Raw genomic sequence first — 16229 nt, forward strand, 5'->3', positions numbered from 1 at the left:
AGCTAGCCGGACGGTACCGCTGTGACGATGACGTTTTTCCCCCACAGGTCGTCCGTGTAGCAGCTGATGATCACCAACCGGTGGGGAACAATGTCCCAGATATCGCTGGTCTTCAACGTCTCCTTATCGTCGGTCGTGACCGATTCGACGACGTAGTTCAACGCGCCCGTCTCAGTGGTCAGAGTGAGTGGATCCCCGACGACGACGTCGGTGCTTAGCCGGTTGAACGGCGCTTCCCGGTCCTCCCAGCTATGACCGGTGACATAGGTGGTGTTGGTGGATCCTTCTCCGGGGCTGCCGTAGCTAGTGAGCCAGTACGCATCAAGGGTGAACGGCGGCACAATCGACTGCGCTGCAACCTCACCGGCGGTCGGTGTCAGCCCCAGGACCGCTAGATCAATGCCAGCTGAGGGAACAGTGAGCCCGATCGGCGCCGAAACGGGAGCAACGATTGCCCCGTCGCCGTGGCCTGTTTCGAGGGCGGCGGGTCCTGCCCCAGCCGGTCCAGCAGGAGGAGCGGTTCCCGTGGGATCAGCTGACGGTGATGAGGGGGCGCCCGGTGAGGGGGCGGTGGAGAAGGGGGCGGTAGAGGTCTGGTAGCTGCCCGAGGGTCGGTCCGCTGGGCCAGACGACGCTGCCACTTCCGACGAGCACGCAGTAAGCAAGGTCAGCAGCGCGCCGAGCACAACGTACACCAGCCGGTAGCTGCGGTTCTGCCGTGCTCCGGGGAATCGATCTTTGGTCATCGGTCCTCGTTTCGTTGGGTGAAAGTCACAGTGTGAAGGTGGCGCCGATCGAGGTGATGATCGGCGCCACCTTCACTGCTGGTCAGCTGACGGCAGGAGGAGCTAGCCTGTCACCCGTGAGTTGCGCCGCAGTTTCACTACCGCCGCGGCTGCACCTGCAGCCAACAGTGCCCCCAGTCCCAGGAACCCCGCGCTCGCAGGTGATGCTGGGGATGCTGTGGACGCCGTGGACGCTGGGGTAGCCGTTACATCGCCGCTGTCGCTGCCGGTCTGGATATTCAAACCGCCGTTGCTGCCCGCCGAACCCGACGTCCCGGCCGAACCGCCAGCCCCGGAGCCACCGGTTCCACCGGACCCACCTGCGCCTCCGATTCCACCGGTTCCGCCCGCGCTGCCGGTCCCTCCGTTGCCGCTCCCTGCGCCACCGGAACTACCGGAACCACCGGAACCACCGGAACCACCGGAATCGCCGTCGCCACCGTCGCCTCCTGTACCACCGTCCACGTCGACGATGATGTCGATGTCGAGCAGCACGTCGCCCACCCCACAGTTGGCGATCGCCACAGCGAACAAGGCTTCCAGCTCGGCGATATCGGCGTCGCTGATCCCGGGCGCCTCCAGCTGAAGGTTCACCAGCACCGCCAGCGCGGCATCGAGCGCCCCCTGGGCTGCGAGAATAGCTTCGGTGTCGGCTGCAAGCTCGAGCGCTAGCTCGGCAGCGTCAACGGCAAGTTGGGCATCGACGGCGGCCGCCGCAGCGGCATTCAGCGTCAGCTGGAGGTCGTCAGCCACTACCTGAGCCTCGGCTTCCAGCGCCACGGCCGCATCCAGGGCCGCCCGGGCCGCGATTACGGCGTCGGTTTCGACCGCCAGCAGCGCATCCACTGCAACCTGGGCGTTGGTCACCGATAGGTCAGCGACCACCTGCGCGGCGAGCGCAGCATCCAAAGCGACCTGGGCAGCAGCGATCGCCACCGGGTCGCCGTCGGCAATGGCTACAGCCAGGTCGGCCTCAGCGGTGGCCACTGCCTCATCCGCGACGACCTGGGCGGCAACCGCCACATCGAGGGCCGTCCGTGCGTCGGCGATCAGACCGGACTGAAGGGCGAGCGCTGCGTCGAGAGCTACGGTGGCGTCGTCCACGTCAACGCCGGCGTCCAGCAGAACCGCCAGCGCAGCGTCGAGGGCGAGTTGCGCGTTATCCAGTGCCAGCTCCGCATCGACGAGCAACTGCAGTGCCGCGTCGAGCTCCCCTTGGGCTTCGCCGGTGGCGACAGCTGCCGCTGCTACCAGCGCGTCCAGATCAGCCTGGGCGTCCAGTACAGCCTGTAGGGCAAGCGAGAGTTCGAGGGAGAGCTCGGGGTCCGCCCCCGTGCGGTCCAGTGCAGCGCGGACGTCGGCCTGCGCCGACAGGCACTCGGGCGAATCGAGTGCGGCCTGTGCCGGTGCAGCGCTGAGGAACGTGCTGCCAGCGATGAGTGCAGCTGTGGACCCGACGGCGAGCAGGCGGTTGCGAGTGATCATGAATCTTCTCCTGAGGCGAGAGTGGGCCGACGGTCCGCGACCGAAGGCAGGAGCACCGGTTGTCCTTGAGGTGTTTCCTGTGCTCCATGTCACCCGGTCAGGTGGGTAATTGACAGGTCTGGTCAGTTAGAAAAAAGTGACCCAACTGTTACTAAGCCAGCTTAGTTGATGGGGTAGATTAGCCAAATGGCTGGGGAGTCATTGCTACTTGGTAGCCGTTTGGGGGAGACATCTAGTGACAATGGAAGACCTTCGTTCCCAATCGCTCACGGTTCATCTGGCGGGCAACGATTATCTAACCGGTCTCGCGCTCGCTCAATTGCTGAACCGGTCGGGATTCATTGAAGTCACGGGATTGAGCACGCACGGCACACAGGCGGTCGCCCAGGTCCGGACTGAACATCCCGACGTGGTTTTGGTGGACGCGCTGATTTCCGACCGGGGGTTGGCTGAGACTACCTCGGCAATCTCCAGGCTTGCCGGGGCGCCGAAGGTGGCTATCCTCTCGGCCAACCGAACCGGCGATTCGGGCAGCGCCATGGGTGCGGCCTTCGCCGCTGGGGCATCGAGTTACATTGTGCGGGATTTCACTGTCGAGGATATTGCCGCCGCCCTGCGCATCGTGCACCGGGGCGGGGTGGTGAACGCCGTCTTCCCAGCCTGTCGGCACGCGCCACGCCCGGTGGCCGGCATGGATGCGCAGGTGGTGAGCCGCTTCGAGTCGATGAGCGGACGGGACTTGCTCATTGTTGGCGCTTTGGCTGACGGGCAGACCAACCTGCAGATCTCGCGGAAGATGAATCTCAGCGAGGCGACGATCAAGGCGCGGCTGGCACAGGTTATGCAGCTGCTGGGCGTGGACAACCGTGTGCAGATCGCTGTTGCAGCGGTTCGCGCCGGCGTGACTACCGGCTAACTGGCGCTTAGGGGCCAGCCTTTCCTGGAAGCGTTTCGCGCGCGCCCAGCCAAACCAGAAACGCCGCAAACGCGACGACGCCGGTCAGGGCGAATGCCCATCCGAAGGACAGGGCGTCAACGAGCAGTCCTGCGATGATGGGCCCAATGATGGCGCCGGTATCGGCGCTCATCTGGAACGCTGCCAGCACCTTTCCGCCGCTGCGTTGGTTGCCAATCACATCGGCGACGGCCGCCTGCTGGGCGGGATTCAGCAGGCCAGCACCCAGACCGGCGACAACAGAGACCGCGAGGAACATCACCAGGTCGGTGGTGAAGCCGAGACCCGCCATCGCCGCCCCGTTGATGGCCAGCCCCGTGAGCACCAGGGGTTTGCGGCCCAACCGGTCTGCCAGCCTGCCGGAAAAGGTCAGGGCCACCGCGGTGCCTACCGCGAAGAAGGTCAGAGCGATGCCAGCCACCTCAGGGCCTTCGCCCAGCACGGCCGCGGCGAACAGGGGGACGAGCGCCATCCTCACGCCGAACGAGGACCACCCGTTGGAGAACCCCGATGCCAGCGCCGCCCGGTAGGCGGAGTCGCCGAGCGCCTCGCGCACGGACAGGGATGGGAGCGGCGCCGCGTTGGCTGCCTTGTCCCGGAGCGCCGAATCCCGCAGCTGGAAGAAGACCACTGCTGCGGCGATGATCAGGGCTCCCGCATAGACGAGGAACGGAACCCGCAGTCCGAAGACAGCCAGCAACCCGCCGATCAGGGGCCCGAAAATACTGCCCAGCAGAAAAGCTGAAGCGTAGGAGCCCGATACCCTGCCGCGCAGGCCCGGTGGCGCCAGCCGAACGATCAGGCCCATCGCCGACACAGTGAACATAGTGGACCCGATACCGCCCAGTCCGCGGAAGATCAGCAGCTGCCAGTAGTCCGCGGCGAACGCACACGCTGCAGTCGACAGCGCGACGATCAACAGTCCCGACACATAGACCGGCCGTTCACCGAGGCGTTCGACGAGCTTGCCGCCCGCCGGGGCAAAGACCAGCCGGGTGAAGGCGAACGCGCTGACGATGATGGCCGAGGCGGTCACCCCCAGGTCAAGGCGGGCCACGATCGGTGGGAGGTCGAAGCTTTGGGCGAACTGCGGGAGCACCGGTGCCACCAGTCCGAAGCCGATGGCGATAACGAACGCAGCGGCGATCAGGACCCGGATCTCCCGCGGGATGGTGATGCGTTCGGCGGGTTCGACGGCGGGCGTGCCGGTGGCGGGGGAGCGTCTGAGGCTGAACATGATGCGTTCAGTCTTTCACCAGTTTCCTCCGGGCCGTGCCGGAGGCGTATGAGAAGCTAGGTCTGTGAACGAAACGACGCTCCAGATAGTAATTTACGTAGCCATTTCCCTCGCGGTGATCGGCTCACTCGCCATGCTCCTGCTGAAGGGACGCAGAACACCTCCGGGTACCTACACCACCACCCGTGACGACGACGATCCCGTCACCGGTGGAAGGTCCGCCTACTCCACCGATACGCTGGAGCGGCCCTCGGGCATGGTCCACGCACCCGACGTCGCTGCCCCGGATGTAACTGTTCCCGATGACCTGCGCGATCTCGACGAGACCACCATCGGCACCGAAACCGTGCCCGTGGAGACGCCCGACGAGGTGCAGGGCCGCCTGGCCCGCCTGCGGGCCCGGCTGATCCGGTCGAATAATGCGCTGGGCAAGGGTCTGCTCGCCCTGCTGTCCCGCGACAACATCGACGAAGACGTCTGGGACGAAATCGAAGAGACCCTGCTGCTCGCCGACCTGGGCACCGAACCGACAATGGAACTGGTGGACGCGCTCCGGGCCCGGGTGAAGGTTGCCGGCAGCCGCAGCCCCGCCGAGGTCAAGGACATGTTGCGCCAGGAACTGGTCAAGCTGGTCGATCCCACGATGGACCGTTCCCTCGCGACCGACCGGCACGCCGACCGCCCCGCGGTGGTGCTGGTGGTCGGCGTGAACGGCGTAGGCAAGACCACGACCGTTGGGAAGCTGGCGCGTGTCCTCGTTGCCGATGACAAGGATGTCCTGCTGGGCGCCGCCGACACCTTCCGAGCCGCGGCTGCGGAGCAGCTCGCGACCTGGGGGCAGCGGGTCGGCGTGCCGACGGTCCGGTCCGACGTCGACGGCGCCGACCCGGCGTCGGTCGCGTTCGAGGCAGTGAAGGCAGGCATCGACGGCGAAGTGGATGTGGTCATGATTGACACCGCCGGCCGGCTCCAGAACAAGGTGAACCTGATGGACGAACTCGGTAAGGTGAAGCGGGTGATCGAGAAGCTCGCCACCGTCGATGAGGTGCTGCTGGTGCTCGATGCCACCACCGGGCAGAACGGCCTCAACCAGGCACGGGTGTTCGCCGAGGTTGTGAACGTGACGGGCATCGTCCTCACCAAGCTCGACGGCACCGCCAAGGGCGGCATCGTCGTCGCGATCCAGCGCAGCCTCGGGGTCCCGGTGAAGCTCGTGGGGCTCGGTGAAGGCGCGGACGACCTGGCCCTGTTCGAGGCCGAAACCTTCGTGGACGCGCTGCTCAACTAGCGGGTCAAGGAAAGCGGCGCTCCACGATTCCGTGGGCGCCGCTTTCGTGTGGGGCTAGAAGGTGAACGTGAACACCGACACGGTGCCCGCCGTCACCGGCAGCTGCACCGATTCCGCTCCCGGGACGAACCCGGGGATGGCCGGGCGATCGGCGGCCGGGATGGGTGCGGCGAACTCGCCGTCGATCACTGTTGAGTCCTCTGCGGTGTAGGAAGGACCAGCGAGCTGGGTCATGGAGCTGGTGCGCGCACCTGCGGGTAGTTGCACTGTGACGTCAGCCTGCGCAGCAACCTCGGGGTCGTTCTCGTTGACCAGGACCACACTGATGCTGCCATCCTCGTGCTGGACCACGTAGCTGTAGGCCAGCCCACCACCCTCGGCGGTGTTCTTCAGGAACGCTCCGGGTGGGAGTTCGGCAACCATTGACAGGCCGTAGTAGTTGGCCCGTTCGTTGAAGGTTGCATCAGGCTGAAGGTAGGCCCCTCCCGAGCAAATGGATGACATCGGAGGACCGCCCTCGCAGGTCAGCAGTGAGCTGTGGAAGCTCAGCCGGGGGATGCCGATCTGGGCGGCGCTCAGTGCGTAGTCGACGCTCCACAGCGCTGACGCGTGGGTCTTGGTGGTCTCGTTTGATCCGGGGCAGGCCGAGATCCCGGTTTCGGGAATCCAGGTTTCCAGTCCGGCTGCACTGGCCGGGGCGAGGGCGGCGCGGCGGTAGTCCTCGGCGCGGTCGTGGATCGGCGCGGCCATCAGGTTCTCCATGATGGGCTCGCCCAGGGGATCATTTGATCCGTCGCACTGCGACAGCGGGTAGTGGTGGAACGAAAGGATCTTTTCCTGCTGCAGGTCGGCCTGGGTGAACGGCTCCCACCAGGCCTCCGCATACGTGCCCGGACCCACAATCTTCACCTCTGGCGCAACCTCGTACATTGCGTCCGCGTAGGCTTGCAGCTCGTTCAGGTAGTCCGGGATGCCCCAGTCGGAGGGCCGTAGACCGTTAGTGGGATACCCATTGGGTTCGTTACCGATGGTGATTCCGACCAGTCGGTCACCGAAGATGTTGGACGCGTGCATGGTCATGTCAGCCGCACGCTCGGGATCGTAGTTACCCATATCCACTGTCAGGCTGATCGTGGCGTCAGCGGCTTCCAGCAAGGTGTTGACCCGCTCCAGGTCTGCTGGGCCGACTGCGCGTACGGGCCGCGCCTTATCGCCCTCAAGGTTTCCGGGGATTGCCTCGTTGGAGGAGGTCCAGAAAAACCGGCGGTCCACCGCGTTGCCGCCGAAGCGAAGCATCGGCCGCCCCAGCCCGGTCAGACTGGCCACTATCTCCGGGTTGTCGCCGGACATCCGAGGATCTGCGAGATCGGTCGCTTCAAGCGACAGTCCGATGAGGTTGGACGGCAGCTCGGTGCCGGTCGGTTCGTCAGACACCGTGATGGTCATTGGTTCGACGGCTTCAAGCGGCGACCCTGCCGGGGGGCCGGCCTGCTCATAGAACACGGTAGGTGCCGGCGGAAGGGGCTTGGTTGATTCAGGCAGCGGCTCCGATGGGGGAGCTGGCGAGGTTTCGACGGCAGCAGAGCTCGGCATCGAGGACGACGACGGCGAGGCTGACGACGTCGTCGCCCCTGGCTCGTCCTCCTGGACCAGGGCGGAGATTCCAACTCCCGCGCCGACCAGGACACCAATGGTGGCCAACCCGGCAGCAACCATCACTTTGGGGCTCGGACGGGCACGCCGGGCTGATCCTTGCCCGGTCTCCTCCGGTAAAGGATCAGGCGTGGGGCTATTGGGGTAATCGGACATTAGTCTCCATCGTTGTCAGCTCCCAGCCAGTCTAACCAGCCCGCAGCCTCCTTCGTTTTCTACCCCCAGTGGTCACCCCCAGCCGGTGGCCCGCAGCAGTGTGGGGCCAGTTCATCTGCCCGAAACATAGCTGTCATGCAGTCTTTACCGGGGCGCGAGTTCTGTAACGTCCCGGCAATCAATTGGTTCACGGCACGGAAACACGGCGCGGGCAGACTTGCTAGTGCGGGATCTACCCGCCACTCGCGAGAGGATGTGACGATGGATCTGACAGCAGGTCACGTCTGGGTAATGATTTCGGCCGCCATGGTGCTTTTGATGACACCCGGGCTGGCATTTTTTTACGGCGGCATGACGCGCGCCAAGGCCGCACTCAACATGATGATGATGAGTTTCATCGCCGTCGGATTGGTCGGCATCGTCTGGGTCCTGTGGGGCTACTCGATGACAGGGGGCGACGGCGTCGCCCAGCTTTTCGGTAATCCCTTCGCCTCCTTCGGTCTCGAAGGCCTGATCGGCACCGAGGACATGATCGGGGCCGGCTACGGAGTTACCTTCGCCATCATCACTGTTGCCCTCATTAGCGGCGCCATCGCCGACCGGGCCAAATTTGGCGCCTGGTCGCTGTTCGTTCCCATCTGGGTCACCGCCGTCTACTGCCCGCTGGCCTTCATGGTCTGGGGTGGCGGCCTACTCAGCGCCGACGGTGCCGTCGGCGGTGCGGTGGGTGAAGCCATCGACTTCGCCGGCGGAACTGTTGTCCACATCAGCGCCGGCGTTGCGGCACTGGTCCTGGCGCTCATCCTCGGCAAGCGGCAGGGCTTCGGCAAGGATCCCGCGCAGCGCCCCCACAACGTGCCACTGGTCATGCTCGGCGCAGCCCTGCTGTGGTTCGGCTGGTTCGGCTTCAACGGTGGCGCCGCGGGTTCCGCCGAGGAAGCCGGCCTCATCTGGGTCAACACCATGGCCGCTCCGGCAGCAGCAATGGTCGGCTGGCTGGTGCTCGAACGGTTCCGTGATGGGCGACCAACGTCCCTGGGCGCAGCCTCGGGGATCGTCGCCGGTCTCGTCGCCATCACCCCCGCCTGCGCCAACGTCAGCCCCATCGGTGCCATCGGCCTCGGCCTGGTAGCTGGCGCGATGTGCGCTCTCGCCGTCGGCCTGAAATATAAGCTCGGCTTCGACGACTCCCTCGACGTCGTCGCCGTTCACCTGGTGGCCGGGACCATCGGCACCCTCGCACTCGGCTTCATCGCCATGCCGGTAGACGGCGAAGGTGGGGGGCTCTTCTACGGTGGTGGTGGCAGCCAGTTGCTGGCCCAGGTCATCTCGGTCCTCGTAGCCGTGACCCTCTCCGCGGTCATGACGGCAATCATCGGCCTCGGCATCCACAAGACCATCGGATTCCGCATCACCGCTGACGACGAGGTATCCGGCGTCGACCTCTCGGAGCACGCCGAGACAGCCTACGAATTCGGTGGGCTCGGTGTCGGTGGACAGTTCCATCCCACACACAATGTCGCAGCCACGGAGCAGGTCTCGGAAAAGGTGAACTCATGAAGCTGGTCACGGCAATCGTCCGCCCGGATAAGCTCGACGGCGTCCGCGGAGCCCTGGAAACCTACGGCGTGCAGGGTCTCACGGTCAGCGGGGCAAGCGGCTACGGAAGGCAGCGCGGCCACACCGAGGTGTACCGCGGCGCTGAATACACAGTCGACCTGCTCCAGAAGATTCGCGTCGAGGTACTCGTCGCCGATGCCTGGGTCACCGACATTGTTGATGTCCTGGTCTCGACCGCCAACACCGGTCGGGCCGGTGACGGGAAGGTCTGGGTGATCCCGGTGGAGGACGCCGTCCGCGTTCGCACCGGGGAACGCGGCGACGCCGCACTCTAGTCCGTCCCACGACACCGGACAAAAGCCACCTTTCACCTTCGGGATCACCGCCTACCGGCGGGTTTCCCGAAGCGAGGGGTGGCTTCGGCGGTTAATGACGACGACGACGGCGCTTGGCGGCGGTCAGCAGGGGCGCTGCCGTTCCAACTACCTCTCCCAGGCTGCGGGACCCGACGACCCGGCCGGATACTCATCCAGCGGCACCTCATCGGCAGCCCACGCGTCAAGTACCGGATCCACGATCCGCCAGCAGTCCTCGGCGGTGTCGCCCCGAACGGACAGGGTGGGGTCGCCGGTCAGCACCCCTTCGAGGACTTCGCCGTAGGGCAGCAGTTCCGACGCGTTGAGTCTGGCCTCAAGGACCGCCCGGTCCAGGGAGAAGATGTCCCCGGGTCCGTTGACATCAACTTCGAGCTGCAGCGTCTCGGGTCCGAAACTAATCCGCAGCCGGGTGGGCGTGTCCTGACCGGTGAACCCGGCGGGTAGATGACTCACCGGTTTGAACGTGATGAGCGCCTCCTTGCGTTTGACGCCGAGCGCCTTCCCGGACCGAAGGATGAACGGCACGCCAGCCCACCGCGCATTATTGATGGACACGGTGATCTCGGCGAGTGTTTCTGTCCCGCGGGAGGGGTCGACTCCGGCCTCGGCCGCGTAATCCGGAATGTCCCGCCCAGCAATGGTCCCGGCCACATACCGGGCGCGCCGGGTGCTCCGGGTGAAATCGGGGTCAACCTCACTGGCACGCAACACGGCGCCGATGCCGTCCCTGAGGTCGCGTTCGTGCAGGCTCACCGGGGATTCCATCGCCATGATGGCCATGGCGTGCAGCAGATGACTCTGGATCATGTCGCGGAGGGCGCCAGCGCCGTCGTAGTAGCGGGCACGATCCTCCAACGCCAGATCCTCGTCGTAGACAACCTCCACCCGATCGATGTGCAGGTTATTCCAGACCGGTTCCAGCAGGCGGTTCGCGAACCTGAGGCCGAGAATGTTCAGCACCGTGGCTTTGCCCAGGAAGTGATCCACCCGGTGGATGTGATCCTCGGGAACCAGCCGGGTCAGCGTTTCATTGAGCCGGAACGCCGCCGCCTGATCGGTGCCGAACGGCTTCTCCATCACGAGCCGGGTGCCAGCGTGAAGATCAGTGGGGGAGAGCAGCTCGCACGCCTGCTCGCTGATCGCCGGTGGCAGCGCGAAGTACACGGCGACGGGCCCCCGCAGGGTTGCGATCAGCCGGGCCAGTTCACCGGGCGCTGTGACGTCAATCCGCCGGTACACGCTGGTGGCTCTGATCCCGCCCAGCGCCATCCGGCCGTCGTCGTCGGCATCCTCGGAGGCGGCAGCGAAGGAATCCGAGAGCCGCGTCGCCCACCGCTCCGCGCTCCAGTCGTCGGAGCCGGCACCCACCAGATGGAGCCCACCGGCTCGGCCGTGCCGCACCAGCCGGGCCAGGCCGGGCAGCAACAGCCTGCCGGTCAGATCGCCTGACGCGCCGAGGATGAGCAGCGTCGCGACCTCCTGATCGGGGGAGAACGGCGTCTGGTCCTGGACTGAGTTTGTATGCGTTTCCACACCACCACCCTGCCACCTCGCTACCGCGATGTCCCGCAACCCGCCAGCTGCCCCAGTTGGTACCCTTGATAGCAGATCCACCATCCATCGAAGAAAGCAGTTCACGGCGCGTGTTCAATTCACTCTCTGACCGGTTGACAGAAACTTTCAAGAACCTCCGTGGGAAGGGTCGGCTCTCCGAAGCCGACGTCGACGCCACTGTTCGCGAGATTCGCCGCGCACTGCTGGATGCCGACGTCGCGGTCACGGTGGTCCGCGAATTCACCGCCAAGGTCAAGGAACGCGCGCTGGGGCTGGAGGTCTCGCAGGCGCTGAATCCGGGCCAGCAGGTCGTGAAGATCGTCAACGAGGAGCTCGTCGGCATCCTCGGCGGGGAGACCCGTCGCATCAGGCTTGCCAAGAACCCCCCGACCGTCATCATGTTGGCCGGCCTCCAGGGTGCGGGTAAGACCACCCTTGCCGGCAAGCTGGCGAAGTGGCTAAAGGGCCAAGGCCACAGTCCGCTCCTGGTGGCGTGTGACCTGCAGCGACCCAACGCCGTCAAGCAGTTGCAGGTCAACGGCGAACGCGCGGGCGTGCCGGTCTTCGCGCCGCATCCCGGTGTCAGCTCCGAATTCGAAACCGCCACTGGGGACCCGGTAGCCGTCGCCCGCGCCGGTGTCGCCGAAGCACGGACCAAGCTGTACGACGTCGTCATCGTCGATACCGCGGGCCGCCTGGGTATCGACGCCGAGCTGATGCAGCAGGCGTCCGACATCCGCGATGCAGTCAACCCCGACGAAGTGCTCTTCGTCATTGACGCAATGATCGGGCAGGACGCCGTCAACACGGCGCAGGCCTTCAACGAGGGCGTCAATTTCACGGGTGTGGTCCTGACCAAGCTCGACGGCGACGCCCGCGGTGGTGCGGCGCTCTCGGTGGCGTCGGTCACCGGCAAGCCGGTCATGTTCGCCTCTACCGGTGAGGGCCTGAACGACTTCGAGCTGTTCCACCCCGACCGGATGGCTTCACGCATCCTGGACATGGGCGACATTCTCACGCTGATCGAGCAGGCGGAGAAGTCGTGGGACAAGGACGAAGCCGCGCGGATGGCGCAGAAGTTCTCCGACCAGGAGGACTTCACGCTCGACGACTTCCTGGCGCAGATGCAACAGATCCGCAACATGGGCTCCATGAAGAAAATGCTGATGATGATGCCGGGCGCCGCCGGGATGCGGGAACAGCTGGAGAATTTCGACGAGCGCGAGATCGATCGCGTCGAGGCGATCGTGCGGTCCATGACCAAGCATGAGCGGGTGGCGCCGAAGATCATCAACGGTTCGCGCCGCGCCAGGATCGCGCGCGGTTCGGGTGTGCATGTTTCGGAGGTCAACGGCCTGCTGGAGCGTTTCGGCCAGGCGCAGAAGATGATGAAGAAGATGGCCTCCGGCGGGGGAATCCCGGGGATGCCCGGCGTGGCAGGTCCCGGCGGGTTCAACGGTGGAGCACGCAAAGGCAAGGCTGTAGCCAAGGGGAAGAAAAAGGCGAAGTCGGGCAACCCGGCCAAGGCGGCCCAGGAGCGGGTCGACGCCGAGGCGCGGCGCAACCGACCGTCCGTTCCGTCCGGGGCGGCCTTCGGCGCGCAGAACGACTTCGACCCGTCGTCGCTGAACCTCCCGAAGGGCTTCGACAAGTTCCTCGGCAAGTAGCCCCCCGCAACACCCTCGGATCGAGTCACCAGAAATGATCGATTTCGGGCGCGAGTCCCGTCATGTGTGGTGACTCGATCCATCCCGGAGACCTAAGAGCGGCGCCATGACCCAGGAACGACTCGTGTTTGTCCACGGCGGCGGTGCCTTTGGCGCCGCCGCCTGGCCAACCCAGCACGCCCTGGCGGGTAGGTACGACTGCCTCTTCCTGCGCCGTCATGGGTTCGAGGCCGGGGTTGACCCGCTGCCCCCTGACTTCGCCGAGGACCAGCGGATTGTTGTCGATGCCCTCGGCGACGGCGGGCATCTGGTGGCCCATTCGCATGGCGCCATTTCGGCGATGATGGCCGCCGTCGACAGGCCCGATCTGGTCCGGTCGTTGGTACTCATCGAGCCCGCCTGCCTTTCGTTGACCGCCGACTTGCCTGCCACCGCTGCGCACCGGGCGCTGGTCGAGCCGCTATATCAACGCCGGGATTCTCTGTCGGATGAAGCGTTCCTGCAGGAGTTTGTCCGGCTCGTGTTCTCCACCGAGGCAAGGCATCCTGCCACATCCGAGGCCCGCCGCGCCGCCCGACGGTTGAAGATGCAGTTGCCGCCGTGGGAGGCGCCGCTGGACATCGTTCCCGGGGTCCCGACGTTGATCGTGACCGGCGGCTGGGAACCGCTCTACGAGGAGATCGCCGACTATCTCGCGGTCACCGGCGCCCACCACGTGGTTGCCCCGGGCGGCCATCGACCGCAGGACGCAACCGAGGGGGACACCCTGATCCGGGAGTTCATCGCTGTGCACGCAAATCCCGCTCACTCATGAAGACCTTCCGTGCCACAATCCGGCAACGGTGAGCATCCTGGACACGGGACGTCAGCCTGGACCCCGGTGAGCGGTATTTCGGTCCACGAGGTCCAGACTGACCCGCCTGTCCAGGTTGATCCCCGCAGCGCAGGCCGCTCGGCGCCCTGACCGGCCTGGTCTCGCCCTACACTTGATCGGATGATCAGCATCCGCGACGCCGAACCGCTGGATATCGCCTTTCTGCCGGTCATCGAGGCGACAGCTGATTCGTTGTTGACCTTCATCGGCGGCGCACCTCTGCCGGTGTCGCTACCGGCCGGAGCCTCGCGGGCCGAGCTGGCACTCTCGCTGAAGCTGCTGGTTGTCGGGCGCCCGTGTGTCGGGTTCGCCCGTCTGGAGGAGCTCGACGGCGGCGCGCACCTTGAGCAACTGGCTGTCCTTCCGCGCCACGCGGGCAGGGGGATCGGCCGGGCCCTGGTCGAAGCTTCGAAGGACTGGGCCCGCGCGCAGGGATACACCGCACTGACCCTCACTACTTTCTCCGCTGTACCGTTCAACGCCCCGTTCTATGAGAGCTGCGGATTTGAGATGGCCCGGCACCCGTCCCCGGCACTGCTGGAGGTCCGACGCCATGAAAAAACCATCGGCCTCGACCAGATCGGCCAGCGCGTGATCATGCGCATCGCGCTGTAGCCGCCCGAAGGCGCCACATCCGTGCCGGTCTGCTCACCTTCTCCGCCCGAAAACGGCCCATCGACGGCGTGTCGGGCGGCCTACACGCCGAACACGCGCCACAACCTGGGCAATCTCGCCCACCAGCCAGCCGCTGGAGATCGGCGCCGGACCAGGAACGCACCACGTCCGGGAATAACTTGAAGTTTCAAGTAGTTGTGCCTTGTAGCGCGTCACGTAAAAAGGAGAACCTCATGACGAATCCCCAGGATCTATTGCCCGACGAGCTGTCCATGGGCACCGTGCTCCTCAAGGTGGGCGACCTGCCAGCGATGTCCGACTACTACCAACGAGCCCTTGGACTCGAAGTCATCGACGAAACTGGCGAGGGGGTGAACCTCGGCCGCGGAAGCACGCCGCTGATTCACCTCACACCGGCTAATGGCCTCCAGCTTCCGGCCCGGGGCGAGGCTGGACTTTTCCACACCGCACTCCTCTTCGATGACCGGTCGGCTCTGGCCGCTACGGTCGCCGCCACCGCCCAGTACGATGCCAGACTCTACGTGGGCAGCGCGGACCACCTGGTCAGCGAGGCCTTTTACTTCACCGACCCCGAAGGCAACGGGATTGAGCTGTACTTCGACAAGCCCCGCGACACCTGGCAGTGGAACACCGACGGCAGTGGAAAGTCAGTCGTCATGGACAGCCTCCGACTTCCGGTCGAGGACTACCTGCGGGACCACCTGACCCAGGAAGCGGTGACAGCCCAGAAAGTGGCGGCCGCCGTCGTCGGGCATGTTCACCTGCAGGTGGGAGATGTGGCGACCGCCGAAGACTTCTACGTCGACACACTCGGCTTCGAACGCACCGCCGGCTGGCATGGGCAGGCGTTGTTTGTGTCTGCTGGGGGATACCATCACCACATGGCGATGAATGTGTGGAACAGCCTCGGCGCCGGACCACGGAAAGACACACTCGGGCTGGGTGAAGTGCTCATCCGTGTCCCAGCCCAGGACCACGTGGGTGCACTGGCTGACAGGCTGAAAGTCGCCGGCATTGAAAACCACCACACCGGCAGCGAACTACGCTTCAATGATCCGTGGAACAACAAAATCCGGGTAGCCATAAATTAGTGTGGCGTGATTCGTGCTGGCGTCAGCTATCTGGCACAATAGAGCTGTACTCGATCCGGGCAGCCCCTCTCTCTGCGCGCGCATCTTGTCCTTTTGAACCCTCAGAGGTGGCCCGCCCCACGGGAGCACTGAGTAGGGTTCGCCCCTTTAGATCATCAAGGAGTGACCACAACAGTGGCCGTAAAGATTCGCCTGAAGCGCATGGGTAAAATCCGCGCACCTTTCTACCGTGTCGTCGTCATGGATGCACGCGCCAAGCGTGATGGCCGTGCCCTCGAGGAGATCGGTAAGTACAACCCCACCGAGGAGCCCTCGTTCATCGAGATCAAGTCGGACCGCGCGCAGTACTGGCTCGGCGTTGGCGCACAGCCAACCGAGCAGGTCGCCGTGTTGCTCAAGATCACCGGTGACTGGCAGAAGTTCAAGGGACTCGAAGGCCAGGAGGGAACCTTGCGGACCAAGGCTCCCAAGGAAGCCTTCGTCGCCCCAGAAAAGGGTTCGGTAATCGTTCCTGAAGCCATCACCCCCAAGGCCAAGAAGTCCGACGCCGAGGCACCAGTCGACGCCGAGACGGAAACCGCCGAGGCCAAGTAAATTGCTGGCAGAAGCGCTGGAACATCTCGTCCGGGGAATCGTCGACAGTCCTGATGATGTCAAGGTTTCCCTGAAGAACAACCGCCGTGGGGAAACCCTCGAGGTGCGGGTTCATCAGGACGATCTGGGCCGCGTTATCGGTCGCCAGGGCCGCACAGCCCGCGCCTTGCGCACCGTTGTGTCAGCCCTCGCCGATGGCGAACCGGTGCGCGTGGACGTCGTCGATACGGACCGCCGCCGAGGCTAACAGCGCTTCAGCACACTAGATTACTAAGTTTGGCCCCGCACCGGATAATGGTGGCGGGGCCAAATTTGTG

The 16229-nt window shown here is 65.1% G+C and carries 15 protein-coding genes; 10 read left to right on the plus strand and 5 right to left on the minus strand.

From position 1 onward, the window contains the following. Nucleotides 1-2: 2 nt before the first annotated feature. A complete protein-coding gene (locus tag ACX80G_RS08000; RefSeq protein ID WP_459307064.1) occupies nt 3-746 on the minus strand; it encodes a class F sortase in 744 nt (247 codons plus the stop codon). A gap of 102 nt (nt 747-848) precedes the next feature. Next, nucleotides 849-2270 (minus strand): hypothetical protein, encoded by a 1422-nt coding sequence (locus ACX80G_RS08005; protein ID WP_459307066.1) that lies wholly within the window; start codon nt 2268-2270, stop codon nt 849-851. 241 nt (nt 2271-2511) lie between these two features. On the opposite strand from ACX80G_RS08005, the gene ACX80G_RS08010 reads away from it, so the two are divergent. Then, nucleotides 2512-3186, plus strand: coding sequence for a LuxR C-terminal-related transcriptional regulator (locus ACX80G_RS08010; RefSeq protein ID WP_459307068.1), 675 nt, complete (start codon nt 2512-2514; stop codon nt 3184-3186). 7 nt (nt 3187-3193) lie between these two features. Here ACX80G_RS08010 and ACX80G_RS08015 read toward each other — a convergent pair whose 3' ends face one another. Beyond that, on the minus strand, nt 3194-4462 hold the full coding sequence (locus ACX80G_RS08015; protein ID WP_459307070.1) for an MFS transporter: 1269 nt from the start codon (nt 4460-4462) through the stop codon (nt 3194-3196). 133 nt (nt 4463-4595) lie between these two features. Between ACX80G_RS08015 and ftsY the strand changes: the two genes are divergently transcribed. After that, nucleotides 4596-5750 (plus strand): signal recognition particle-docking protein FtsY, encoded by a 1155-nt coding sequence (gene ftsY / locus ACX80G_RS08020; RefSeq protein WP_459307267.1) that lies wholly within the window; start codon nt 4596-4598, stop codon nt 5748-5750. Between the two features lie 54 nt (nt 5751-5804). On the opposite strand, the gene ACX80G_RS08025 is transcribed toward ftsY, so the two are convergent. Next, nucleotides 5805-7559 carry a hypothetical protein gene (locus ACX80G_RS08025; protein WP_459307072.1) on the minus strand — a complete coding sequence of 585 codons (1755 nt, stop codon included), beginning with the start codon at nt 7557-7559 and terminating at the stop codon, nt 5805-5807. A 261-nt stretch (nt 7560-7820) separates the two neighbouring features. Between ACX80G_RS08025 and ACX80G_RS08030 the strand changes: the two genes are divergently transcribed. Together ACX80G_RS08030 and ACX80G_RS08035 are read left to right on the plus strand one after the other, a co-directional pair. Beyond that, complete coding sequence (locus ACX80G_RS08030; protein ID WP_459307074.1) at nt 7821-9119, plus strand: ammonium transporter; 1299 nt, start codon at nt 7821-7823, stop codon at nt 9117-9119. After that, nucleotides 9116-9454 carry a P-II family nitrogen regulator gene (locus ACX80G_RS08035; RefSeq protein WP_019482927.1) on the plus strand — a complete coding sequence of 113 codons (339 nt, stop codon included), beginning with the start codon at nt 9116-9118 and terminating at the stop codon, nt 9452-9454. The genes ACX80G_RS08030 and ACX80G_RS08035 overlap by 4 nt, the downstream gene beginning before the upstream one ends. Nucleotides 9455-9601: 147 nt before the next feature. Here the strand turns inward: ACX80G_RS08035 and ACX80G_RS08040 are convergent, their stop codons facing one another. Beyond that, a complete protein-coding gene (locus ACX80G_RS08040; RefSeq protein WP_459307268.1) occupies nt 9602-11113 on the minus strand; it encodes a glucose-6-phosphate dehydrogenase in 1512 nt (503 codons plus the stop codon). Between the two features lie 26 nt (nt 11114-11139). Here ACX80G_RS08040 and ffh point away from each other — a divergent pair, with 26 nt between their 5' ends. The 6 genes from ffh (at nt 11140) to ACX80G_RS08070 (ending at nt 16159) form a co-directional block, all read left to right on the plus strand. After that, the gene (ffh, locus tag ACX80G_RS08045; protein ID WP_459307076.1) at nt 11140-12717 is read left to right on the plus strand and encodes a signal recognition particle protein; all 1578 of its coding nucleotides are present in this window, start codon (nt 11140-11142) and stop codon (nt 12715-12717) included. A gap of 106 nt (nt 12718-12823) precedes the next feature. Beyond that, nucleotides 12824-13531: an alpha/beta fold hydrolase gene (locus ACX80G_RS08050; RefSeq protein ID WP_459307078.1), complete on the plus strand. Its 708-nt coding sequence runs from the start codon at nt 12824-12826 to the stop codon at nt 13529-13531. 180 nt (nt 13532-13711) lie between these two features. Then, a complete protein-coding gene (locus tag ACX80G_RS08055; protein ID WP_459307080.1) occupies nt 13712-14206 on the plus strand; it encodes a GNAT family N-acetyltransferase in 495 nt (164 codons plus the stop codon). Nucleotides 14207-14439: 233 nt separating this feature from the next. Then, nucleotides 14440-15318, plus strand: a complete 879-nt coding sequence (locus ACX80G_RS08060) for a VOC family protein (RefSeq protein WP_459307082.1) — start codon at nt 14440-14442, stop codon at nt 15316-15318. Nucleotides 15319-15492: 174 nt separating this feature from the next. Next, nucleotides 15493-15912 (plus strand): 30S ribosomal protein S16, encoded by a 420-nt coding sequence (gene rpsP / locus ACX80G_RS08065; RefSeq protein WP_459307269.1) that lies wholly within the window; start codon nt 15493-15495, stop codon nt 15910-15912. Between the two features lies 1 nt (nt 15913). Then, nucleotides 15914-16159 carry an RNA-binding protein gene (locus ACX80G_RS08070; protein WP_019482920.1) on the plus strand — a complete coding sequence of 82 codons (246 nt, stop codon included), beginning with the start codon at nt 15914-15916 and terminating at the stop codon, nt 16157-16159. The last annotated feature ends 70 nt before the right edge of the window (nt 16160-16229 follow it).

Source organism: Arthrobacter glycogeni (assembly GCF_054510815.1).